27 protein-coding genes are annotated in these 22,855 nt (G+C 41.0%); 15 read left to right on the forward strand and 12 right to left on the reverse strand.

Annotated features, from left to right (window positions below; all coding sequences use genetic code 11):
• Nucleotides 1-652, reverse strand: a 652-nt coding sequence (locus tag AACS98_RS15565; protein ID WP_066381436.1) for a peptidylprolyl isomerase, incomplete at its 3' end; no start/stop codon positions are given.
• 342 nt (nt 653-994) lie between these two features.
• Entirely contained in the window at nt 995-1,369 is a 375-nt protein-coding gene (locus tag AACS98_RS15570; protein WP_066381437.1) for a c-type cytochrome, read from the reverse strand.
• Between the two features lie 209 nt (nt 1,370-1,578).
• Between AACS98_RS15570 and petG the strand changes: the two genes are divergently transcribed.
• Nucleotides 1,579-1,692, forward strand: a complete 114-nt coding sequence (gene petG, locus AACS98_RS15575) for a cytochrome b6-f complex subunit V (protein WP_066381439.1) — start codon at nt 1,579-1,581, stop codon at nt 1,690-1,692.
• Between the two features lie 104 nt (nt 1,693-1,796).
• On the opposite strand, the gene rsmD is transcribed toward petG, so the two are convergent.
• Both rsmD and hisH read right to left on the reverse strand, forming a co-directional pair.
• Nucleotides 1,797-2,351, reverse strand: coding sequence for a 16S rRNA (guanine(966)-N(2))-methyltransferase RsmD (rsmD, locus tag AACS98_RS15580; protein WP_066381749.1), 555 nt, complete (start codon nt 2,349-2,351; stop codon nt 1,797-1,799).
• 104 nt (nt 2,352-2,455) lie between these two features.
• Nucleotides 2,456-3,091: an imidazole glycerol phosphate synthase subunit HisH gene (hisH, locus tag AACS98_RS15585; RefSeq protein WP_066381441.1), complete on the reverse strand. Its 636-nt coding sequence runs from the start codon at nt 3,089-3,091 to the stop codon at nt 2,456-2,458.
• 59 nt (nt 3,092-3,150) lie between these two features.
• On the opposite strand from hisH, the gene AACS98_RS15590 reads away from it, so the two are divergent.
• Together AACS98_RS15590 and AACS98_RS15595 are read left to right on the forward strand one after the other, a co-directional pair.
• Complete coding sequence (locus AACS98_RS15590) at nt 3,151-3,663, forward strand: pyroglutamyl-peptidase I family protein (RefSeq protein ID WP_066381443.1); 513 nt, start codon at nt 3,151-3,153, stop codon at nt 3,661-3,663.
• Between the two features lie 185 nt (nt 3,664-3,848).
• Nucleotides 3,849-5,213, forward strand: a complete 1,365-nt coding sequence (locus AACS98_RS15595; RefSeq protein ID WP_066381445.1) for a DUF3370 domain-containing protein — start codon at nt 3,849-3,851, stop codon at nt 5,211-5,213.
• Between the two features lie 523 nt (nt 5,214-5,736).
• On the opposite strand, the gene AACS98_RS15600 is transcribed toward AACS98_RS15595, so the two are convergent.
• Nucleotides 5,737-7,065 (reverse strand): hypothetical protein, encoded by a 1,329-nt coding sequence (locus tag AACS98_RS15600; protein WP_066381447.1) that lies wholly within the window; start codon nt 7,063-7,065, stop codon nt 5,737-5,739.
• Between the two features lie 157 nt (nt 7,066-7,222).
• Between AACS98_RS15600 and AACS98_RS15605 the strand changes: the two genes are divergently transcribed.
• From AACS98_RS15605 to obgE, 3 genes are all read left to right on the forward strand, one after another.
• A complete protein-coding gene (locus tag AACS98_RS15605) occupies nt 7,223-7,807 on the forward strand; it encodes a Uma2 family endonuclease (RefSeq protein WP_066381449.1) in 585 nt (194 codons plus the stop codon).
• Between the two features lie 100 nt (nt 7,808-7,907).
• Nucleotides 7,908-8,582 (forward strand): Mo-dependent nitrogenase C-terminal domain-containing protein, encoded by a 675-nt coding sequence (locus AACS98_RS15610; RefSeq protein WP_066381451.1) that lies wholly within the window; start codon nt 7,908-7,910, stop codon nt 8,580-8,582.
• Between the two features lie 204 nt (nt 8,583-8,786).
• Nucleotides 8,787-9,815: a GTPase ObgE gene (gene obgE, locus AACS98_RS15615; protein WP_066381453.1), complete on the forward strand. Its 1,029-nt coding sequence runs from the start codon at nt 8,787-8,789 to the stop codon at nt 9,813-9,815.
• Nucleotides 9,816-9,984: 169 nt separating this feature from the next.
• Here the strand turns inward: obgE and AACS98_RS15620 are convergent, their stop codons facing one another.
• Nucleotides 9,985-11,112: an acyltransferase family protein gene (locus tag AACS98_RS15620; RefSeq protein WP_066381455.1), complete on the reverse strand. Its 1,128-nt coding sequence runs from the start codon at nt 11,110-11,112 to the stop codon at nt 9,985-9,987.
• 156 nt (nt 11,113-11,268) lie between these two features.
• Between AACS98_RS15620 and AACS98_RS15625 the strand changes: the two genes are divergently transcribed.
• Nucleotides 11,269-11,730, forward strand: a complete 462-nt coding sequence (locus AACS98_RS15625) for a peroxiredoxin (RefSeq protein ID WP_066381457.1) — start codon at nt 11,269-11,271, stop codon at nt 11,728-11,730.
• 358 nt (nt 11,731-12,088) lie between these two features.
• Here AACS98_RS15625 and AACS98_RS15630 read toward each other — a convergent pair whose 3' ends face one another.
• Both AACS98_RS15630 and mgtE read right to left on the reverse strand, forming a co-directional pair.
• A complete protein-coding gene (locus AACS98_RS15630; protein WP_066381459.1) occupies nt 12,089-13,093 on the reverse strand; it encodes an aspartate carbamoyltransferase catalytic subunit in 1,005 nt (334 codons plus the stop codon).
• Between the two features lie 201 nt (nt 13,094-13,294).
• On the reverse strand, nt 13,295-14,647 hold the full coding sequence (gene mgtE, locus AACS98_RS15635) for a magnesium transporter (RefSeq protein WP_066381461.1): 1,353 nt from the start codon (nt 14,645-14,647) through the stop codon (nt 13,295-13,297).
• 643 nt (nt 14,648-15,290) lie between these two features.
• Here mgtE and AACS98_RS15640 point away from each other — a divergent pair.
• A complete protein-coding gene (locus AACS98_RS15640; protein WP_066381463.1) occupies nt 15,291-15,497 on the forward strand; it encodes a hypothetical protein in 207 nt (68 codons plus the stop codon).
• 76 nt (nt 15,498-15,573) lie between these two features.
• On the opposite strand, the gene AACS98_RS15645 is transcribed toward AACS98_RS15640, so the two are convergent.
• Nucleotides 15,574-16,629, reverse strand: coding sequence for a hemerythrin domain-containing protein (locus tag AACS98_RS15645; RefSeq protein ID WP_066381465.1), 1,056 nt, complete (start codon nt 16,627-16,629; stop codon nt 15,574-15,576).
• A 257-nt stretch (nt 16,630-16,886) separates the two neighbouring features.
• Here AACS98_RS15645 and AACS98_RS15650 point away from each other — a divergent pair, with 257 nt between their 5' ends.
• Genes AACS98_RS15650 through AACS98_RS15665 form a run of 4 tightly spaced genes read left to right on the forward strand, consistent with a single transcriptional unit; the run spans nt 16,887 to nt 18,882 of the window.
• Nucleotides 16,887-17,633 (forward strand): LmeA family phospholipid-binding protein, encoded by a 747-nt coding sequence (locus AACS98_RS15650; protein ID WP_066381467.1) that lies wholly within the window; start codon nt 16,887-16,889, stop codon nt 17,631-17,633.
• A 10-nt stretch (nt 17,634-17,643) separates the two neighbouring features.
• Complete coding sequence (locus AACS98_RS15655; RefSeq protein WP_066381751.1) at nt 17,644-18,204, forward strand: DUF2231 domain-containing protein; 561 nt, start codon at nt 17,644-17,646, stop codon at nt 18,202-18,204.
• Between the two features lie 56 nt (nt 18,205-18,260).
• Nucleotides 18,261-18,671 (forward strand): ribosomal maturation YjgA family protein, encoded by a 411-nt coding sequence (locus AACS98_RS15660; protein WP_066381469.1) that lies wholly within the window; start codon nt 18,261-18,263, stop codon nt 18,669-18,671.
• Nucleotides 18,655-18,882, forward strand: coding sequence for a DUF167 domain-containing protein (locus tag AACS98_RS15665; RefSeq protein ID WP_066381470.1), 228 nt, complete (start codon nt 18,655-18,657; stop codon nt 18,880-18,882). The genes AACS98_RS15660 and AACS98_RS15665 overlap by 17 nt, the downstream gene beginning before the upstream one ends.
• Nucleotides 18,883-19,100: 218 nt before the next feature.
• Here AACS98_RS15665 and AACS98_RS15670 read toward each other — a convergent pair whose 3' ends face one another.
• On the reverse strand, nt 19,101-19,733 hold the full coding sequence (locus tag AACS98_RS15670; RefSeq protein WP_066381472.1) for a glutathione S-transferase family protein: 633 nt from the start codon (nt 19,731-19,733) through the stop codon (nt 19,101-19,103).
• Nucleotides 19,734-19,932: 199 nt separating this feature from the next.
• Between AACS98_RS15670 and AACS98_RS15675 the strand changes: the two genes are divergently transcribed.
• From AACS98_RS15675 to gatC, 3 genes are all read left to right on the forward strand, one after another.
• Entirely contained in the window at nt 19,933-20,658 is a 726-nt protein-coding gene (locus AACS98_RS15675) for an SOS response-associated peptidase (RefSeq protein WP_066381475.1), read from the forward strand.
• Nucleotides 20,659-20,759: 101 nt separating this feature from the next.
• Complete coding sequence (locus AACS98_RS15680) at nt 20,760-21,281, forward strand: photosystem I assembly protein Ycf3 (RefSeq protein WP_066381477.1); 522 nt, start codon at nt 20,760-20,762, stop codon at nt 21,279-21,281.
• A gap of 118 nt (nt 21,282-21,399) precedes the next feature.
• Nucleotides 21,400-21,690, forward strand: a complete 291-nt coding sequence (gene gatC / locus AACS98_RS15685) for an Asp-tRNA(Asn)/Glu-tRNA(Gln) amidotransferase subunit GatC (protein ID WP_066381479.1) — start codon at nt 21,400-21,402, stop codon at nt 21,688-21,690.
• A 92-nt stretch (nt 21,691-21,782) separates the two neighbouring features.
• On the opposite strand, the gene AACS98_RS15690 is transcribed toward gatC, so the two are convergent.
• Both AACS98_RS15690 and AACS98_RS15695 read right to left on the reverse strand, forming a co-directional pair.
• Nucleotides 21,783-22,304: a hypothetical protein gene (locus AACS98_RS15690; protein WP_066381752.1), complete on the reverse strand. Its 522-nt coding sequence runs from the start codon at nt 22,302-22,304 to the stop codon at nt 21,783-21,785.
• 99 nt (nt 22,305-22,403) lie between these two features.
• The gene (locus AACS98_RS15695) at nt 22,404-22,844 is read right to left on the reverse strand and encodes a hypothetical protein (protein WP_066381481.1); all 441 of its coding nucleotides are present in this window, start codon (nt 22,842-22,844) and stop codon (nt 22,404-22,406) included.
• Nucleotides 22,845-22,855: the final 11 nt, after the last annotated feature.

Below are 22,855 nucleotides of genomic sequence, written 5' to 3' on the forward strand. Positions count from 1 at the left end.
CTTTCATGGGTTCATCTAGTTGGGCGGGGACTAACTTCTCTACACGCACAATTACGAACCATTCAGCAATGCGCGCCGGGGTGGAAATTTGACCGGGTTGACAACTGGTAAGTAGTTGTGCCATTGTCGGATGAAGTGTATTTAGTTCCACAGGCCCGACTAAGCCTCCTGTTTGAGCCTCTGGCCCTTGTGAATATTTCTGCGCGACTTCTGTAAAAGACTGTTCTTTCGCTTGAAGGCGAAAGTAGAGTTCTTGAGCTAGTCCAGCGTCTTGAGTTCGCAGTAGGGAATAAATTACTTTATCTAATTTCGTCTTCAACTGGAAAAAATAAGATTCCAGTTTATTACCCCAAGTGACTTGCTTAAATTTTTCTAATTTTAATTTCCGAGCAATCATATTGTCTAACTGGTCAGCACTTAAACCTTGTTGCGCCATCCATGCTTGAATATCGGCAGGTTGTGTTAGCTGTCTTTCGGCGTAAAAACGCTGTTTAGCTTGGGCTACTTCTTCAGCATTGCATTCTATGGGGGCTATGGCTTCATCAATAATTATCTCGCGGATTAATTGCGGTAGCAGTTGATAATTTGCCAGTAAGGGAAGAAGCTCACTAGCTGGGATGGTACGGTTGCCGATTTGCAGCACTTCAGTCATGATGCTTTTAGTTTGGCACTCTTGGGTAATCAATGCTGAGTTTCTACAGCTTTAAGATTTTAATACAGTAATTGATTACTAATGTAAAGTTTTTTCTACAACTATACGCAGGACTGACGCAACTGGCATATTAGTAGGGTGCGTCAGATATCAAAAATACGTTTATTGACAGCATTTAAACAGTCTTCTGTAATGTGACACTTGCATAAATCCTATATAGTGATTCAGATCCCCGAATTCTTTGAGAAGTTGGGGAGCTAAACTACACAAATGTATAAAAATTAGCAGTAAGTGGACAATCAAAAGTTACCCACCTACTGTTAATTTTGGTAAAGATGCCAATTACAAACTCTCTAAATAACTTAAAAGGTCTGCCATTTCTTGGGTGCTGGGCTGAAATTTTGGCATTGGTGGAGTTTTCCCACTAATGACTTGATTGATTAGTCCATACCTGGACTTACGTTTAGAAACGCCTTGTAAGCTAGGGCCTACTCGTCCATCAGCTTCTAAACCATGACAGCCAGAGCAATTGATTTGAAAAATAGCGTGTCCTTGTATTGGGTCTCCTTGCAACGCCAGAACACCCTTGACGTATGGGTCAGAGGCTTGTACCATCTGAACACCAAAAACGCCCAAAATCACTACTAGCAGTATCGCTAGAGCCAATAAAACGATCTGCTGAATCAGATTTTCAGGTTTAGTAAGTTGGTTATCCAAACGGTTTGCTGTTAAGGTCTAGTTGATTTGCAAAATTTTCATTTCCTACACATAGCTTAAAAGTTCTTGATGTTGTCTGCAAGCACATCCAGGGCTGGGCTGATGAGTAACTATTGCTAAAATCTTTGTAGCAAGCGGGATTCATCCGCAATTTGGTAAAATCAAAAGCGGGAAATGAATATTCAAGAATCGTAAACAGGAGATTAAAAGTGGTTGAACCCCTGCTTTCTGGCATTGTGCTTGGTTTGATTGTTGTTACCCTTGGTGGGCTATTTTACGCTGCCTACAAGCAATACAAACGCCCCACTGAGTTGGGTGGTTAAGTAGAGACGCATTTCATCGCATCTTTACATATTTTTGAGTAGGGGATAGGGGATGATGATCAAGTAATTCTGATTTTCCTTCCCCACTCCCCACTCTCTATTCTCTACTCCTCTAATTCCCCAATTCTGTAGAAAGTTATGGCTGTGTTACCGTAGACTTTTTGGCGGCAAATTTCCCAGTGAGGAATGATGATATCTGTCCAACCGTGGGGATTATGCTCAACGGCGATTTCACCCTGAGCATCTAATAATTGATATTGTGCGATCGCCTCTAATACTGGTTGATATAATCCACTAGCATAAGGTGGGTCAAAATAAATTCTATCAAACTGCTGCCCTGATAAGTTCTTTAGCTGCTGGATGACATCACCACGTAATACTTGCCATTTTTGATTTTGCTGTGCGACTTTTTGCCAGTTCTGTTGAATCACAGCACAGGCTCGACTTGATTTTTCAATTCCAATTACTAGGCTAGCTTCTCTACACAAAGCTTCTGCACCCATTGAACCGCTACCGGTGCATAAATCTAGCCAGCGACAACCCGCTATTTCACCCTGCCAAATATTAAACACTGCTTCCCGCACCCGCGCACTCGTGGGTCGGGTTTCTTGTCCTGGTAAGGTTTTAATCTGACGATTCCCGTAAATTCTTAGACTCATTGTGTCGATAGTCATTAGTCACTGGTCATTAGTCATTAGTTTGTCGCAAAGCTAATGACAAAGGACAAAGGACAAATGACAAACCCTCAAACTTCCACTTAATATTATGCCGCGATTTTTTCCCGTACTTGCGAGACAAAATTAGACAGGATTTGCAAGCCGATGTTAGAAGATTTTTCTGGGTGAAATTGTACCGCCATCAGGTTTTCATGGGCGATCGCTGCTGTAATGGTTTGCGTACCGTGAGTAACAGTTGCAGCGCGAACTTGCGCTTCTACGGGGTCAACATAATAGGAATGCACAAAGTAAACCCAAGGTTGCGGGGGTAAATGCTCCCACAAAATACTTTTTGGTTGAGTTAATTGCAACTGATTCCAACCCATGTGAGGAATTGTAATCCCAGGTTCATGAACAAACCGCCGCACTTTTCCCTTAACAATTCCTAGCCCTGGTTGAGTTCCTTCGGCACTGGATTCAAATAAAATTTGTAGTCCTAAACAAATGCCTAAGAAGGGTTTGCCAGATGCGATTATATCTTTAATCGGTTGTTCTAAATCTCGCTCGCGGATATGCTGCATTGCGGGATCAAATGCGCCCACACCTGGCAAAACCACCGCATCTGCTTTAGCTAATTCCTTGGGGCAATCAGTAATTTTAGGCGTAGCTCCAGCTTTTTCTAAACCTTTACAAACAGAATGCAAATTTCCCATGTCATAGTCTACAACCGCAATCACTGGCATTGGCCTGTTCCTTGTAAATTATTTATGGAGGTTTTTTTATATTCTAAAGAATATTTCTGATGAAGAAAAGAATTCTATTAACTTCTTTTGACACTTGGCTTGCAGATCAACAGTCAAATTCCTCTGATGATCTATTACTTGAACTGCTCAAACTTGACTCACTCCCATTAGATTTAAAATTTTTGCGCCTGTTACCTGTTGACATCGACCTTGCTAGTGAGCAGGTGATAGCAAAAATCCAGGAATACCAACCAGATTACATCGTTTGTTGTGGCATGGCATCCAGTCGGCAAAAATTAAGTCTAGAAGTTCGTGCTAGTCGTGGAGAAACTTTTTTACACACCACAATTGATGTCAAACAATTAGTAGCAGGAGCAAAAGTCACAGATATTAGTGAAGACTGCGGTAAATTTGTATGCGAGGGACTTTATTATTCTGTACTGGACTACTTAAGGCAAAATCAACTGAAAGCACAGTGTATATTTGTCCATGTCCCAGTTTTGAATCAAGAAAATTTGATTGTGATTATGGCTAATTTCTTATTAATTATTAACAATTTGGCACTTTTGTAAAGTTATCACCGTCCGAAGGGTGGGGGATGAGGGAGATGAGGGAGATGAGGGAGATGAGGGAGATGAGGGAGATGAGGGAGATGAGGAGGATAAGGGAGAAATTCTTTCCCAGTCCCCAGTCCCCAATACCCAGTCCCTAATACCTTCCAGTCTTTGTTATCAAGGAAAATAAATTAATTCAGAATATGTTACCGTTTTTACTTGGTTTTTTAGTGGCTCAATCAACTCCTGCGACACCACCACCGGCAGAAGTGGTACAACCGCAACAGGTGCGTCCGTTACCAGGACAGTTGGATACAATACCAACATTTAATAGCAATAGTCCAGAATTAGTTTTAAAAGAGGGTATTTTACTTTCGACTTTTCCACCGGAGGGGAAAAAAGTTCCATCTGCCCATTTGAATTTTCCCTTTCGCGGTAGATTTGATGTGTTTGCTCATCACGTTGCTAGGGCTGAACCACCGGAAGATTTACGCTCATTATATGTAGGGGTAATTTTACATAATCCCACTGCCCAACCAGTAACTGTGAATGTGTTGCAAGGTGCGAGTTATTTAAGTCAACCGGATGCGCCATTTATTCAGTTACCCTCGTTTAGTCCGAATTTGTTGGGTAATGTGTTCGCGGGGCCGGGCGATCGCGTTATGTTAGATATACTCCGAGGACGACGACAAGATATTTTCCCCGCTCAAATTGTCATCCCACCAGGGGAAAGTCAAATGTTACTTAACCAACCTATTCCGGTAAGAGGACTCACCCCACCCCTGAATGGGCGTTCAACTTTGGCACGACTGCGAAGTAATGGTACTGTTTATGCAGCTAGTTTGGCGATGTTTGCCAAAACTAATGCTGATGGTAGTGAACGTGCGCCGACATTAGAAGAATGGCAAGATTTATTAAAAAATAGTGATGTATCTGGCCCCCGTGATAAAGTACCTACACCCTTAGAAGAAACTGGTAAACCGCGCATTTATGGACGAGTAGCTGGGGTAGCGCGTGGCGTACATTGGCGGGCTTTGATTGCTGATAGTCCGAAAGCCAAGTATTTAACTATTCCCCAACCCGGTGCAGCATTTTCTTATCCTCTTAGCAGTCTGCATGGTGGTACTTTGGGAACAGAACAAATTCAAAGCGCACCGCTTTTGGTACGTTATCCTGACACCGCTTATCGCGCACATGGAAATTACGGTATTCAATATAGTTTGAGGTTGCCGTTATATAACAATACTCCTAATTCCCAAACTGTGAGTATCTCGATCCAAACCCCAATTAAAGAAGACAGACTGACAAAACCAGGACTGCGCTTTTTTACTACTCCCGCCCGTCAAGTTTTCTTTCGGGGTAGTGTGAGAATACGACATAAAGATGAGAATGGCCAGCCTAAAACTAATTTTATCCATTTAGTGCAGAGGAGAGGCCAGCCTGGAGAACCTTTAGCTTTATTAAACCTGAAATCAGGCGATCGCTCTTTAGTAGAAGTAGACTTTCTTTATCCTCCCGATGCTTCACCACCGCAGGTTTTAACGGTAGCTACCCAGGCTCAACAATAGGGGAAAAGGACAAACTTTTGCTAGTGGTATGTGCAAATATGTAGAGACGTTGCATGCAACGTCTCTACATTTTCCTTATTTGGTGTCGTACTTTCCACCTAACACACCCTACAATTTATTTTTTATTAACGCTGACAGTGTTTACTCATGTTAGGCATACTATTTATTACACATATAGTATTTAAAAACCACTCAAGATTGTAAACACCCATATAAGTTGCAATAATAGATATTATAACTACTACTGTAGTAGTCCAAGGCTTGATCTCACGCATAAATTTTTTTTATTTTCATCCATTCTGGTGAGTATACACCAAATATGCTACTTAAATATGACTTCAATTTAAAATGTTACTTAATATACTACTTAGCCTAGTTAAGTAGTGGCGTGGCAAGCCTTAAATGTTGCATTAAAACTCTCTTGTGGGATGGGCTTCTAGCCCGTCCGGTGCGGGCTAGAAGCCCACACCACAAGAACTATATTTTTGCACTACTTTAGCCTTGCCACCCCACTACAATTTATTTATTGAAAACCCTTGGCTGGTTTTTGTTTCCCCTTTCCTTTAGGTTTAGACTTGTGAACTTCTACTACAGCTTCTTGAAATAATTCATGCAGATGTAGCGGTACACTGGCAATTTCTGGTAAGTCTGGTTGCAGGGGTTTATCAAATTCTTGCAATAGTTTATCTAAGTCATCTTTAAGGTTAAATTCTGGACGTTGTAAATAATCTTGTAGGACTTTTTCTAATGATTTGGGGTAATTTTGGGCTAAACGATGCCAAATAAACGCATTAATATTTTTATCTTCCAGGTAATGACGAATTAGTTTATCAGCACCTTCGATACTTTGCCAATTTTCTGCTGTTAATAGTGCTTGAAATTGGCTGTATGTTGGTAAAAACATCTGTCCCCAACGGGGATGAGAAATAGCGGTGACTTGTTCTGCTTTTTTCAGTTCCGCAGGTAAATCAACTTTTGGCATTACCATTTTACTGTTGCCATTTTTGTTGTTAAATATCTGCGCTACTAATTTGCTATCAGCACCAGCTTCTTTTGCTGCTTCTGTAATTTCTGCTTCTGATACTCCGGCTTCGGCGGCTAAGTCACTGAGAGATTTATTTTGATCAATTCCTAAAGCTGCCAAGCGTTTCTCGGCGGTTAATTCTTGGAATTCTCTAATTTTTTGGTTAAGTTGATATCCAGGTAATGTGATTTCATCACTCCCAAAAAAATCAATAAAATCTTCGTGATATTGGGCTACTGACTCCCAAGCAGCTTGTAATAAATCTGGTGCGTCACTATAAAGATAGTTTTTATAATTGTCTTTGAAATTGCCAATGGCTACAGCGAGTTTTGGTTTACCCAGTTTACCTAATATTGTGTATTGTCCAAAAAATGTCCAGTAATTATCGGTGACTGGGGCTATGCGAGTTAATAAGATTTCGCCTAGTTTTAAGCGAGAAATTGCTTGTAGGGTTTGGGGGTTGTTGGGTTTTACAAGATAGTATTTATCAGTTAACCAGTTTCTCAATTTTAGGCGATCGCTCTCTATTTGGGTAATGGCAAATAAACCCATAAAACTATGATACCAACTTAAAAGAAGCTGGCGATCACTCTCGGTTAAATCTGGTTGACTGGCAATAAATAAATCTATGGGAGACTTATCCCCAATTTTCCCTTCTACAATAAAACTGTCAATAATTAAATCTTGCTGTTTACTATCACCACTACCACGGCGATACTGTTCGGCTGCATAGGTTTCTAAAGCTTGTGCTAGTTCTCCTTCTGCATCTAAAACGAAATCTACTAAAGCTTGTTTCAGGAAGTGCGATCGCTCTAATATCAAATCCACAGGTATACTCTATCTCTTGATGCCATAACTATAGATTAAGGGTGACGAGCAAATCACAGCATCTAACAATAGCTAGATTTATCAAAATATATATTGAGCAAGTTGACGAATTACTTAGTTTAAAATAAACACAAAGCATCAAACAAGGTTATAAAAAATGATTGCAAATCCCAGTTATAACTATATTGCCCCAGAAAACTATCTCAAAGGTGAAGAAAATAGTCCCATTAAGCACGAATACCGCCAAGGAGACGTTTATGCAATGGCTGGGGCTAGTAATACTCATGTGGTAATTTCTCTAAATATTGCTTCCAGCCTGAGAAACCACTTACGCGGAAAAGGATGTCAAGCTTACATATCAGACACCAAAGTTCACATTGAATCACTTAACACTTACTACTATCCTGATGTAATTGTTAGTTGTGACCAAAGAGATAGAGCTTTTGATAATTTTATCCGCTATCCTTGCCTAATTATAGAAGTTTTATCACCATCGACAGAAGCCTTTGATAGAGGTGATAAATTTGCTGACTACCGACACATAGAAACACTGCAAGAATATGTCTTAGTCAGTCAAAATCGGATGAGTGTTGATTGTTTTCGCCGTAACCAAGATGGGCAATGGGTACTTTATCCTTATGGACAAGGAGATGAGATACATTTAGCTAGTATAGATTTTCGGTGTGCGGTAACAGACGTATATGAAGATGTTACTTTTGAATTGCCGCAACCTCAAACATAAACAGAAAACAAATCTTCAGAGTTGCTGAGTCAGCTTGGTCACAGATTAGCCCCATTTTAGTAGCTTATCATGGACTCAGAAAACAAAGAGGTGTAAATTTATGACAAGTGTTGTTAAATCTCCCTACAGTAGCGAACAGATAGCCGCTTGGTTGCGGGGACTGCTAACAATAGCTTGGGCTGATGGTAACTTTGACGAACAAGAACAGCAATTAATTGCGAGTCTCACCAAGGATGAATTAGCCCCTTGTCTAGAATGGGAGTCACTGGAAGTCATTACACCAGAAGAATTAGCGACGGTTTTGGGGAAGCATACACCAGCTGCGGAGAATTTTTTGCGTACAGCTGTCATGGTAGCGATCGCAGATGGTACATATTCCCCCAGCGAAGATCAAGTCCTGCATCAATTTTGTCAAGCCCTCGGCGAACCAGAAGACATACTCACAGCCCTACGCCACACCATAGAAGAACAAGATGCACCAGTCAATTCTACCCCAGCCATACCCACCCACCCCTCACCTGATGCACTCCAACCCCTACGCCACTGGCTGGATGAGTTAGATGTCAAAGACCCCAGAGTTGCCCGGTTTTTATGTAAAATGATACCTTCCCAATGTCCCTTTGAGCGAGATGTCACCTTATTCGGACGTAAAATAGTACATATTCCGCCATTATGTAAAATTAACCCACTGTATGAACAACTCGTAGGTTTACGCTTCCGCGCCCTCTCCTATTTAGCAGATGAATGTAACGAAGATGTGACACCATATATTTAGTCAATAGTCATTAGTCAATAATTTGGCATAATGGCAATTAGAAGCTCTCAGACAAAAAAACTACTCAAACAACATACAATGTCTAAGGTGCGTTCATAAAATGACGCACCATTATCATCTTCAGCAAGCTCATAAATAATAACTAATGACTAATGACTAATGACTAATGACTAATGACTAATGACTAATGACTAATAACTAACTATGCAATTTATCGACCAAGCAGAGATTGAAGTAGAAGCTGGTAAAGGTGGCGATGGTATTGTTGCCTTCCGGCGAGAAAAATATGTACCAGCTGGCGGCCCTTCTGGTGGAAACGGTGGGCGAGGTGGTTCAGTCTTTTTCGTAGCAGTGGAAAATCTACAAACCTTGTTAGACTTTCGATATCAACACATATTTAAAGGCGAAAATGGCGGACGTGGCGGCCCCAATAACTGCACAGGCGCATCCGGGAAAGATTTAATTATCGAAGTTCCTTGTGGCACAGCAATTTATGATGCAGAAACAGGCGATTTAATCGGAGATTTAACCGAACCTAACCAAAAGCTATTGATAGCAGAAGGTGGTAAAGGAGGGTTAGGAAATCAACACTTCTTAAGCAACCGTAACCGCGCCCCAGAATACGCCCTCCCAGGACTACCAGGAGAAAGAAAACTCCTACACTTAGAATTAAAACTGTTAGCGGAAGTAGGAATTATTGGTTTACCCAACGCTGGTAAATCTACCTTAATCTCATCATTATCAGCAGCCCGTCCCAAAATTGCTGACTATCCCTTTACAACCCTAGTGCCAAATTTAGGTGTAGTCAGAAAACCCACGGGTGACGGTACTGTGTTCGCCGATATCCCCGGACTAATTGAAGGTGCAGCCGAAGGTGCAGGTTTAGGACATGATTTCTTACGCCACATTGAACGCACAAGGGTATTACTGCATTTAATCGACGCAACCAGTGATGATGTTATAGGGGATTATAACACAATTCAGCAAGAATTAGCCGCTTATGGACGAGGTTTAAATGAAAGAATGCAAATTTTGGCATTAAATAAAATTGATGCCGTTGACAGGGAAAGTGTTGATTTAGAAGCACTGGCGACGCAATTAAATCATCTGTCTCACGCGCCAGTTTTCTTGATTTCTGCGGTGACTCGTACTGGTTTAGAGCCAATGTTACAAGAAGTTTGGCATATTCTCGACCAAATCAACGCAATGGAAGAAGTAGAAGTGTTTACTTAAGTTTTGTAGGGTGGGCATTGCTTGAGATTTGCTCAAACCATAAATTTTATGTTGTTAGCAATGCCCACCTGACGCTGATTAAGTTTTGTAGTGTGGATTTTAGTGTGGAGGAGTAGGGGGAATTTGCCTCACGCAGAGACGCAGAGGCGCAGAGAGGGAGAGGAAGAGGTTAGACTTTGAGAAACCAGCGTTGGCGGTACATGAGGAGGGCGACTAACCACCAGAAGATGACGGTGGCTAGGGCGAATAGTAGTGAACCGTTGTAAGTTCCTGCCCAGGATGCGAAGATGTTTTGATATATCCAGTTGTAGGTGCTGATGGCGGTTTCGCCTGTGCCGATTTTGGTTCTGGCGAGGATTTTGATTAGTAATACTGATAGGACAAACAGAGCGATCGCATTTAGTCCCATAATTTCAAAAGGTTTACCCCAGCGTCGAATTAATCTGACTTCAATTAATTCATAACAAGCTGCCAGTAGCAACAACGCCCAACCGCTAGTCAACACCACATAGGAACTTGTCCATAATTTTTTATTTATCGGGAATACCCCACCCCACGCCCAACCAATAATTAAGCAACCCACGCCAAATAATGCTAATCCGATACTCGTCCGTGTTTGTACTGGCTGTTTACGTATCCAATCGCCAGTAAAGTAACCAGCCAAAACACTCACAATAGCAGGAATCGTACTAAATAATCCTTCTGGATCTCCCATGAAGTTAAAGCCATCGCCCTTATATAGATGGGCTTTCGGGATAATCAACCTGTCAATATACGCGCCAAAATTGCCTTCTCTAGACAACACACCTGCACCATAATCTGGTACTGGAATATACATCATTGCTAGCCAATAGCCAATGAGTAAGACAGCCGCTAGTATCCATTGTCCTTTGCGTGGTAATTTTAGGACTATCACAGAAGCTAGCAGGTAGCTCAGGCTGATACGCTGCAACACCCCCATAATGCGGATGCTACTCAAGTCAAAAGTCCAAACGCCTTGATTCCAAAAGCCATTGAGAAACAAACCCAAAATAAACAGAATCGCCGCCCGGCGCAATATCCGCCCATAAACAGCCGAGGTGGGTTTGTTGTCTTCGGTGTATTTGGATAACGAAAAAGTCATTGCTACACCGACAATGAACAAAAAGAAAGGAAAAACTAAATCAGTCGGTGTGCAACCATGCCAATCAGCATGAGTTAAGGGAAGATAGACATCATTAGCGACTCCCGCCATATTAACCAGAATCATCCCCGCAATGGTGATACCGCGAAATACATCAAGTGAAGTCAGGCGCATGGATAGAACTATGTGTATGTGAATGAGTATATAAACTATCCTGCCTAATGTTCGTCAAGCATTAAGATTTACAAATTACCGAACAAATATATAAAGTCAGAGTAACGACACTTTGACAAATAATTAATAAATGTACACAAATTTTATTTAGCGTCTATGCCAGTTAAAGTTGGAGACACTGCCCCTGATTTTACCCTACCTGCTCAAAATGGTTCATCGGTGAGCCTGAGTGAGTTTCGTGGTAAGAAGGCTGTGGTGCTGTATTTTTACCCCAAAGATGACACCCCCGGATGTACAGCAGAATCTTGCGCTTTTCGTGATCAGTATGAAGTTTTTCAAAGTGCTGGCGCGGAAGTCATCGGTGTGAGTGGTGACTCTAGCGAGTCTCACCAACGTTTTACAGCTAAGTACAATCTGCCTTTTACACTATTAAGCGATAAAGGCGACAAAGTACGCAAGCAATACGGCGCAACAGCAGCGTTTGGTTTGTTCCCCGGTCGTGTTACCTACGTGATTGACCAACAGGGAGTTGTGCGCTTTGTATTTGACTCAATGCTTAACTTTAATGGTCACGTTGAGGAAGCATTGAAAACTTTGCAACAGCTTGCAGCAAAATAAGTTGAAAAGTCTAGAGGCAAAAGAATTTTTCTTTTGCCCTTTTGTATTTTCAGTTTGTAGTCTGGACTTTAGTCCTGATACTTGTTGGGTAGGGTATCTAAGAGAGGACTAAAGTCCTCACTACAAACTAAAATTTTCGTGACAAGCTACTATCTTTGAGAGGATGAATGAATGTATACATTAATACTGAAATAATGTTATATCAGTTTTTTGAACATTTGCATACATCCCTTGGGGAGATGCGAAAGTATAGGAATAATAGGTAAATTAATCCGGGATGTTGTTATGCACTGGATTTAAAGAGAGGTTTGGTGATGAGCCAAACCTTTTTTCTTTTTCTTTTTTAAGTTGGGAATTTTCAGGTTTTGCCACTACCTAATAAATACAATAGTGCCATCCGCACGGCTACGCCACTTGTTACTTGTGATTGAATCAAGCTAAATTCTGGATCATCCATTAAATCCGAACTGATTTCTACACCCCGGTTAACTGGCCCTGGATGTAAAACTTTCACGTGAGGTTGGCACAGTTGCAACTTGGCGCGGGTAATGCCAAATAACTGATGATATTCTCGCAAACTGGGTAATAAATGGGCTGTCATGCGTTCTTTTTGCAAGCGTAATGTCATGACAAAATCCGCATTTTCTAAGGCTGGTTCTAACTGCCAATGAATAAACAGTTTACCTGGAGGTACTTCTGTGCCTTCCTCACGGATATAATCACCAAATAATTTGGGTAACAATGTCGGTGGTGCGGCTAGGTGGACTTCTGCGCCACTGGCGATTAAACTCCATATATTAGAACGTGCCACACGAGAATGTAAAATATCGCCGACAATGGCGATTTTTTTCCCATTTAACAATTCTAGTCGGGGGTTAACTGGGTCAATTAGACTACAAATTGTAAATAAATCTAGTAGTGCTTGGGAAGGATGTTCATGTTGTCCATCGCCAGCGTTGAGGACACTAACTTTTACACCTAAACGATCCATTTCTTGAGCGATCGCATTTGGAACTCCGGCTTCTTTATGGCGAATCACCATAATATCAGTTCCCATCGCCAAATAGGTTTTCGCCGTGTCGAGAATTGTCTCGCCTTTAGTCATGGAAGAAGTAGCGGCGGCAAAGTTCAGCGTATCTGCACTGAGACGTTTGGCGGCAATTTCAAAACTGCTACGGGTACGGGTAGATGGTTCAAAAAATAAATTCGCTACTACCTGTCCTTGCAATGCGGGAACTTTCTTAGTCCGTCGTGATAATACCTCCTGAAAACTAGCAGCTGTTTGTAAAACAGTATCGTATTCACCAGCCGTAAAGTCAGCTAGGGAAAGAACATGATGACGATTCCAAGTGGAAGTAGGCATAAATCAATTCAAAATTCTCTCATTCAAAATAGCTTGCGGCAGGGCTTACGCCTACAAAATTAAAGAATTCTGGGGAAATGGGCATTGGGAATTGATGCACTGTTGACTGTTGACTCTTCAAGAATTTTTACCTTGTCTATCTTGTCTACCTCATCCCCTCCACTTCCTCCGCTTTTTCCGCTTCCCTGCCTCCTGCCGTCTCTAAGTGGGTAAATTAAAAACTTTCAAAGCGATAGAAATCATACTTAGGAAAGTCAGAAACCCAATTGTATCTAGCATGGTGGTGACTAAGGGGCCACTCATCAGGGCAGGATCTAACTTCAGCCGTTTTAAGGCCATGGGTAGTAAAGTACCCAGAGTTACAGCCACTATTGTATTAGTTGCCATGACCACCCCGGCAATCAAGGCTACCCATCTTTCTTGAGGTTTTGCCCAAATTAGAGATAGTGCAAACATGGTTAAGGCTAAAACTACGGCTGTGCCTAAACCTGCCAGTATTTCTTTGCGGAGAATTTTGAAAGTGTCTTTGGGTGTGACTTCACCTACGCCCAAGCTGCGGATAGTGACTGTTAAGGCTTGAATGCCCACTGTGCCACCTGTGTTAGAAAATATGGGCATAATGACTGCTAACACTGGCACGGCAGCAATTACAGATTGAAAGGGCGCGATCGCACTGGCTGCACCAATATACAATGCCATAATCCCTAAAAGCCAAGGCAACCGCTTACGAATCGTTACAATCGGCGGTGACAAAGCCGCTTCATCGCCGCTACCACCTGCTAATCTTTGAAAGTCTTCTGTGGCTTCTTCTTCTAAAACATCAACTACATCATCTATGGTAATAATCCCAACTAATCGTTCTTCTCTGTCAACTACAGGGATAGCGATTAAGTCATAGCGTTTCATGACTTGGGCAACTTCTTCTTGCAATGTATCCGTTCTGACTTTAATCACGCGATCGCTGGCAATATCACGAATCAAAACTTCTGGAAAGGTAAACAATAACTGTCTGAGTGATACCACCCGCACCAGTTTGCGGTTATCGTCTGTGACGTAGGCATAATAAATTGTTTCTTTGTCTTCATCTTGAAGGCGAATTTTGCGGAGTGCTTCGCCTACAGTTAATCCTTCCCGCAACCGCACATATTCTGTAGTCATGATTCTCCCAGCTGTACCTTCGGGATAACCAAGAATAGTTGCAGTTGCTTGTCTTTGTTCGGGACTGAGTTCTTTTAATAGCCGTTTAATCACTAAAGCCGGGAGTTCATCAAATAATTCTGCCCGTTCATCAGGACTCATCGCTTCTACAAGTTGTACCACTTGGGTATCTTGCAGGGAGTTGATTAGTTCTTCCTGAATTTCTTTTGGTAAATATTCAAATACATCAATTGCCTGATGTTTGTTCAACACCCGAAAAGCGATCGCCCGTTGTTTTTTGGGCAATTGTGCAATATATTCTCCCACATCCACAGGTGGCAGCTGATTTAAATCCCATTTCAGCTGATTCAAATCAGCAATATCGATAGTGAAATTGCGAAGATCCTGTGTGAGCATGATACTACCTCCTATAGTCTCCCCCACGCTGAGAGACTAGCTCACCAGCTTAGAGGAGGATAATACTGCCGTCTTGTGGACTTTTGTCCATAAAATTTCAAAAATTGAACTCGATATAGAATCAAGGTATTGCTAAACAACTATCCTAACTCGGAATTTACTTCTCCGAATTGGTGTTGGGGTAAAATCTGCAAAATTTGGGAGTTTTCCCACAAGTTTGCTTTATTCCCTGTGTTTTGCCTAGTTGTAGATTGTACTACTATCAAAATCTCTGTCAAGTTAATCTGAGAATAACTCAGTCAACTTGCTAGAGGCAACTTATTGACAGCTTTAGTTTTACGTTGTTAGGTGTGCATCGCCTTCGGCTTATTGAGAATGATGCAAGATATAACAATACCCTTGATTTAACAACAAAATCAGGAGATGCGTCAAATTGCCATGCTGTTTGCTGTATTATCAACTAGATTCTGATAACCATAAGATTTTATTTATTTTGTGAGGAAACAACTTTTATTTTTGACTATATTGCTACAAAATTACGCAGTCCACATAAATTTTAGGGCGTGTGAGGCGTATATTTTCAGATGATTGGTTACGTCAAACCAAACATTTACACCTCAGAGGATGTGGGAAAAGTTAGCAGGTGGCTAAAATCCAAATAAATGTCTTTCAACTATCTGCCTATATTGCTGCTGCCACTCACATTATATTCACGGATGAAAAAGATAATTATGTATCAGAATTAACGGTGAGAAATACACTAACTCTAGGTAAGCGTGATCGCGCTTATATGTTGCGACTGAATGCCCCAGATGGACATGAAAGAGCGAAATCACGATTAATAATTTAGGATGGAAAATTTCCATCCTAAAATTTTGGGGATTAATTCAGTTTGAGGAGACGTTGAGTGACAACATCTCTAACAATTAAACATTTGCTCTGGTGGTTTGACCGCCTAATCTTTCTTGAATACGGCTTTTAGCTGCTTTAAATTGTGTAGCTAATTGCTCACTTTGCTCTGAACTCAGGTTGTTGCGAATAGACGCAAACATGGTACTTTCTTCTTGACGAATATGATCACCCACAATATCCATCAAATGTCTAACTCTATCTTTGAATTCAGATGTAGATGGATTAGTGTTGCGGATTGTATCTAACAACCGCTTCATTTCAGATTGTTCATCATACAATTCTTGGGTTTCACTATCACCATAGAAAGAACGTACTCTAGGATAAACTACTTCTTCCTCTGCTTCAGCATGAGCAGTTAAATCTTTGTAAATTTGACCGAAATATTCTTGGATTTTTTGAGGATCATTGCTTTGTAGTAATTCGGTAAACAGGATATTTACCTTATTGTGATCTAAGCGAATCACATCTTGGATATTCATATCCCGCTTGTCAGTACCTTGGGTGACAGCACTACCAACCGCACCACTCAAAGCTGCCATCGCATCTTGAACTCGTCCCCAAATACCTTGGTCTACTTCTTGTCCAGTCAGTTCACGCACTCCCAGCACTTCTAAAATACCTTTAAGTTGTTCTTGGTGAGCGCGGTTTTCAAAGTTAACGGTGTTTAAAGGGCCAATTGCCGCCATGACATCAGCACCAACTTTTTGTGCCGCTTTATGAATGGTAATCCCACTCATTACTTGTTGATGCTTCAATAATTCGTGCTGAAATACTTTTTCATATAAACTCAATTGATTGCCCTGCATTAATTGACGAATTTTGTCAACCATTTCTCTGACTGTATTGCATGGCTCTTTTTGGATGCCATACTGCACATTGACGGTTTCGAGAATGCCTTGATTTTTGCGATCATCATCAAGCATACTCCGCAAGCGATCGCAAATGTCATTATCAGTGCATTCTCTCAAAAACAATTGCTCATTATCTATGAGCAACTGTTGAATTGATTTCATATCTGCCAATTTAACAGCAATAGCATTACGTTTTGTATCATCTAATGTGGATACCATTAGGGATTCTCCTCAAAAAATACTCGTATTCTTACTAATTAGTAAATTGACATATTAATTATCAATATTCCTCTTTCTTTTGAACGATTAACTCGTAACTCAAGATAGAAAATACTGATTTTCTTGATATCAAGTTATACTTCTTCTGCTAGATAGATAGGATTTAAACATTGACTCCATCGCTAGGTAGATAAAATTTTGATGCTAGTTTTATAAATTGACTCAAAGATATTGAAAAGCTGGGAGATTAATTAATAATGCCAGAGGACTCTGGAATAGGGGAGGAGGCACTGAATAAAGCCGCAGAAATTGGTTTATCCAGTCAGCTAGATGAAGTAGAAAACTTAGATGTAAATGTGAAAGCTGAACCTTTCAAACTGGTGCAGGGAGAGGTTGAATCAGTTCAGATTGCAGGTGAAGGTTTAGTCATGCAGCAAAACCTCCGGGTGGAGGTAATGGAAATGCAGATTAATCGTGTGGCTATCAATCCTTTAAAAGCAGCTTTGGGTAAAATAGAACTCACAAAACCAACAGCAGGGAAGGCGTGGGTAGTGTTAACAGAAGTAGATATCAACCGCGCTTTTAACTCGGAATATATCCGCGCACAAATCCAAAGTCAGAAAATAAATATCAATGGTGAACTCAAAACAGTTGCACCTCAACAAGTAGATTTTCGCCTATCAGGTGAGGGTAAGGTGACACTCAACGCCAAGATTTTGTTAGTAGAAAATGGCGAAACTCATCAAGTTGCGTTTACAGCAGTACCTCGTATAAATGCTCATGGTACAACTGTCACGCTGGAAAATGTCACCTACTGTGAAGGCGAAGAAATTTCACCAGAGTTAACTAAGGCTTTAATCGCACAAACAAGTGAGATTTTGAACTTGAATAATTTCGATTTAGAAGGAATGAGTTTGCGAATTAAACAACTAGAGGTAGACACAGGTAAACTCACGCTACAAGCAGAAGCTGACGTTGAAAAAATTCCCTTTGCTGAAAACTAGGATGGATATTATGGAAACCACAGAAACCACTTCTACAACTTCCACAAATTCCACACCATTTCCCCATATTCCCCCAGTGATTGAAAGTGACGATCGCGAATATCGTGATTCGGGCGTACCCAGTACAGTAGCGATCGCAGGACATCCCTTACATCCCTTAAGTATAATCTTTCCCATCGCCTTTTTAGCCGCCGCCTTGGGCAGTGACTTCGGCTACTGGTTAACCCGCGATTTTTTCTGGGCTAGGGCTTCCCTGTGGTTAATCGGATTGGGATTAGCTACCGGTGTGATTGCCGCCATCATCGGTTTAAGCGACTTTTTACAAATTGAACGAGTCCGCAAGCGTCAAGCAGGTTGGGCGCATCTGATTCTCAACGTTTCTCTATTAGCCTTAACAGGAGTCAACTTTCTACTGCGACTAGGCGACGCTGAAGCCAGAATCATACCTTGGGGACTGTTACTTTCGTTAATCGTCGGTACTCTCACCAGCATTTCCGGCTGGTTTGGTGCAGAACTTTCCTACCGTCATAAAATTGGTGTAGTTGGTGCTGGTAGTAGAAGATACCCTTAATACTTAACTCCCTCTTCTGAAGGCTAAAATCGTGCATAGTTTTTAGCCTTGACAAAATGTTAAATAATCGCACCCAATCAAAATTAATTATTTTATCTTTGCTCATCGTGGTAGCGATGGGCTTTTTGTTTAAATATTACCCTGGTATTGGTCATCAATGGTTAAATAATTATGGGGCAGCAATATTTTATGAAATATTTTGGTGTCTCTTAGCATTTTGGTTTTTTAGAAGTCAAGCCGCTATCAAACAAATTCCTATATGGGTTTTGATCATTACCTGCATTCTAGAAGTTCTCCAACTTTGGCATCCACCACTGTTAAATCAAGTTCGCGCTACATTCATAGGTAAACTCTTGTTGGGTACTACCTTTGCTTGGTGGGATTTTCCTCATTATGCACTCGGTTGTATTCTCGGCTGGTTTTGGCTGCAAAAATTACAGATTACAGGTTATGCAAAAAAAAGTTAAAGTTAAACCCAACACAAAACAGCAAAAAATTGCAGAACAACCCGATGGTAGCCTGACTGTATATTTAAAATCCCCACCTGTAGACGGAAAAGCTAACGAGGAATTAATTAAACTACTAGCGGATCAATTCGATGTACCCAAATCTCATATCAGAATTAAATCAGGTGTATCTTCACGACAGAAATTGATTGAGATTGATACTGATGTTTAGTCTCATCAGAGACACTGAGGCTAGTATTTTTTACTAATACAGCATATTTCATCTGCTCAAGGTACGCCAGTAGCGGGCAAGATGCCCGCACCACAAGAATTTTATCATATATGTTTGTACCTGATTGATGTGCAACTTGCTGTAATTTTTGCTCTCTCCTCTGTGCCTCTGTGACTCTGCGTGAGCTTTTAAAAATCCTGTTCAGCAACACCAAAGTATTACCAATCAAAGCATAATTGTGGCTCATGAGTAATACTTATATATCCAGGTTGGCCTTTAACACGTTCTAGCCAAGCTTGAATAGCAGAAAATTGTGTTAAATCAAACCCACCTTCATCAGCGACATGAGTGTAAGCAAATAAAGCAATATCAGCAATAGTGTAACGCTCATCTACAAAGAAACTATGGTGTTTTAAATGATTTTCCATAAGTTTCAGGGCTGCATAACCTTGTTCTTGCTTTTGTTCTAATTTGGCGCGATATTCTTCACCTTTCCCTAAAATAGAAAGCCAAAATCTTGATGTGGCAATGTATGGCTCGTGGCTATATTGTTCAAAAAATAACCATTGCATCACCTGGGCTTTTAAATAACGGTCATAAGGCAAAAATTCTGTATACTCGCTCAAGTACAACAATATAGCATTTGATTCTGACAAATATTTTCCTGGCTCAATTTCTAAGACTGGTATCTTACCGTTAGGATTTTTACTTAAAAACTCTGCTGTGCGGCTCTCTCCTTGCAAAATATTAACCTCTACTCTCTCAAAAGGTATACCCATTTGTGTTAGTAACAGGCGTATCTTGTAGCCATTACCTGACGGTAAAAAATCGTACAATATTATATTTTCCATATACAAAATATAGTGCAGAATGTGTTGACGATGTAGAGACTAAAATACAATAATTTACTAAAATATTTTAGCAAAACAGGATATTTACAATAATTTATTTACCTAAACAGTAGATATTAATTATCTGAAAAAATAAAATTAATAGTAAGATTTATTTATACCAATTTAATGTTTAATTTGATGCAAAAATAAAAAAAATATGTGTGGAAGGTTTACTTTAACCCAGTCAGCAGAGGCATTAGCGGAAATTTTTCATGTTCAAGCAATCCCCAATTTGACTGCACAATATAACATTGCACCTACGCAAATGGTGGTGACAGTGTTACATCATCCTGAAAGCAACCAACGTCAATTGCAACAGTTACGCTGGGGACTAATTCCTTCATGGTCTAAAGACTCTAGCATTGGGTCAAAATTAATTAATGCCAAAGCCGAAACTGTGGCAGAAAAACCCGCTTTTCGTTCTGCTTTCAAGCATCGACGCTGTTTAGTGGTAGCTGATGGCTTTTATGAGTGGCAAAAACAGCAAGACACCAAACAGCCCTTTTATTTTCGTCTGCAAGACGGAAAACCCTTTGCTTTTGCTGGTTTATGGGAAAGATGGCAATCCCCTGCTCAAGAAGAAATCATATCTTGTACAATTTTGACAACAGCAGCCAATGAATTACTGCAACCCATCCATGAGCGGATGCCAGTGATTATTGACCCGAAAGATTATGATGTATGGCTAGATCCACAAGTGCGATGGGCTACGCCCCGCCAGAGGCGATCGCCCCAAGCTCTACAGTCCTTATTATCTCCCTATCCTGCCACAGCTATGACCGCCTACCCAGTCAGCAAACTGGTGAATAGCCCAAAACATAACAGCCCAGAGTGTATCATCCCACTTAACGAGCAGAGTACCCACCCAAATCAGTTAAATTAGCTAATGAGTGTAGTAAGGGACTAGGGACTAGGGACTAGGTAAATAATTACTTTTACCCAATCCCCAATCCCCAATCCTCAATCCCCAAACAATCAGCGATTATGCCAAGAACGCAGAAAAACGATAACTTTATTGACAAATCCTTTACTGTCATGGCAGATATTATCTTGAAGATGCTGCCAACCAATAAAAAAGCTAAAGAAGCATTTGTTTATTACCGAGATGGGATGTCCGCCCAGGCAGAAGGTGAGTATGCTGAAGCTTTAGAATATTATGAGGAAGCCCTTACCCTAGAGGAAGACGCAAACGATCGCGGTTATATTCTCTACAATATGGGTTTAATCTACGCCAGCAATGGCGACCATGCTAAAGCGTTAGAACTCTATCACCAAGCCATTGAACAAAATCCTCGTCTACCCCAAGCTTTAAATAACATTGCTGTAATTTACCACTACCAAGGCGAAAAAGCTAAGGAAGCCGGGGATAGTGACGGCGGCGAAGCACTATTCGATCAAGCCGCAGACTACTGGGTGCGAGCCATTCGCATGGCTCCCAATAACTACATTGAAGCCCAAAACTGGCTCAAAACCACCGGAAGAATGCAAATAGACGTATTCTTTTAGTCATGATTCAGTAGTCTTTAGTCATTAGTCCAGAGTACAAATAATTAACTGTTGACTATTGACTATTGACTATTGACCATTGACTATTGACTATTGAATATTGACTCATAAATAAACCATGATTGATCGCGAACAAGTTCATAAAGTAGCTCTATTAGCTCGTTTAGAATTAACTCCAGAAGAGGAGGAACAATTTACTACTCAGTTAGGCAGTATTTTAGATTATGTGGAGCAGCTGAGTGAGTTAGATGTCAGCAATGTACCTCCTACCACACGAGCGATTGACCTCAGCAATGTCACCAGAGAAGATGAACTACAGCCTTATCCTGATAGAGAAGGCATCCTCAATAGTGCGCCGGAACAAGAAGGCGATTTCTTTAAAGTGCCAAAAATTTTAAATGCTGATTAATAAAAAAGATGGGTAATATCCAGATCCCCGACTTCTCAAAGAAGTCGAGGATCTGTCCCATAATCATTTGATGTTTAATGATGTTGACTTAGTTATCTGCGGCTACTTAACCACTTTGCTGCTGCAATTCCAATAATCCCTGCCACAATGGGATTGCTGAGAAACTTGATAATACCCGGCTGTTCCGCCAGCACTTCCCGGAAAATATCAGGGTGGTTGTGATAGGCGAAGGATGCAAGTCTGCTGACATCATCAGCATTCATGCGGCTAGCATGGTGTGTGGAAAGTCCTAGTTGTTGCTCTAGATGTCGCTCGTCTAGTCCTCTTTGCTTCAAGTGTTTGAAAAAGGCGCGTGCAACATCATCTCTTTCATTGGGTTTAATTTGTGCGATCGCTCTTTGCAATTCTGGCTCCATTTGGCTGGGAGGTATCCGTTCTGGATGTAAAGAACGACTGAACAAATTACGCCGTTGATCTGGTGTTGTCCGTTGAGCGAAATCATCGAAGGTTTCGTATTGAGTATCAACATCGGTGGTTGTATCATCCAGATACTCAATATTCCCCTCAGCCAAATCCCTCATGATTTGCCGTCTATATTCTTCGCTGCTTGTCACGTCGCTTCGCTCCGAATTCAAAATTCTTTCATTCAAAATCGCCATCAATAAATCTCGTTAGCTGAGTTACTTTTCTAGTTCGATAATTTGCATCATCAACTAGCTATACTGAATTTGACTGGTCTGCACATCGTAATTTGCAGTCAAAATCAACTTTTTATCAGGGCCGTAAACCAAAACAGTTAAATCTTGATTAGGAAAGTTTTTGTGAAAACCTTGCACCAGAGATTTTGCTAAAGGTCGCACTTCATTCGGACGCACTTGTGGCGCAATCACAATACCTAATTTGTTGTTATCGCGTACATACGCATCTTGAACTAAGCCTCTGGATGTTTGCACTACCCAGTTACCAAAACTTTGTCCTGTTGGGGTATTACCTCGCTCTAACTCCGAATAGGTGACGCTTCTACCAATTGCTGGCGGTGCAGTTGCGCGATCGCTTTGTGTATATGTTCCACCGCCGCAAGCAGTAGTTATCATCAACACTGCAATTAAGACAAAAGTCGTCAAAATTTTGCGACTCTGCTGGAGCAAAATCATATTTTTCCTCC

It is taken from the genome of Anabaena sp. CA = ATCC 33047, from assembly GCF_963870205.1.
GTDB lineage: Bacteria > Cyanobacteriota > Cyanobacteriia > Cyanobacteriales > Nostocaceae > Trichormus.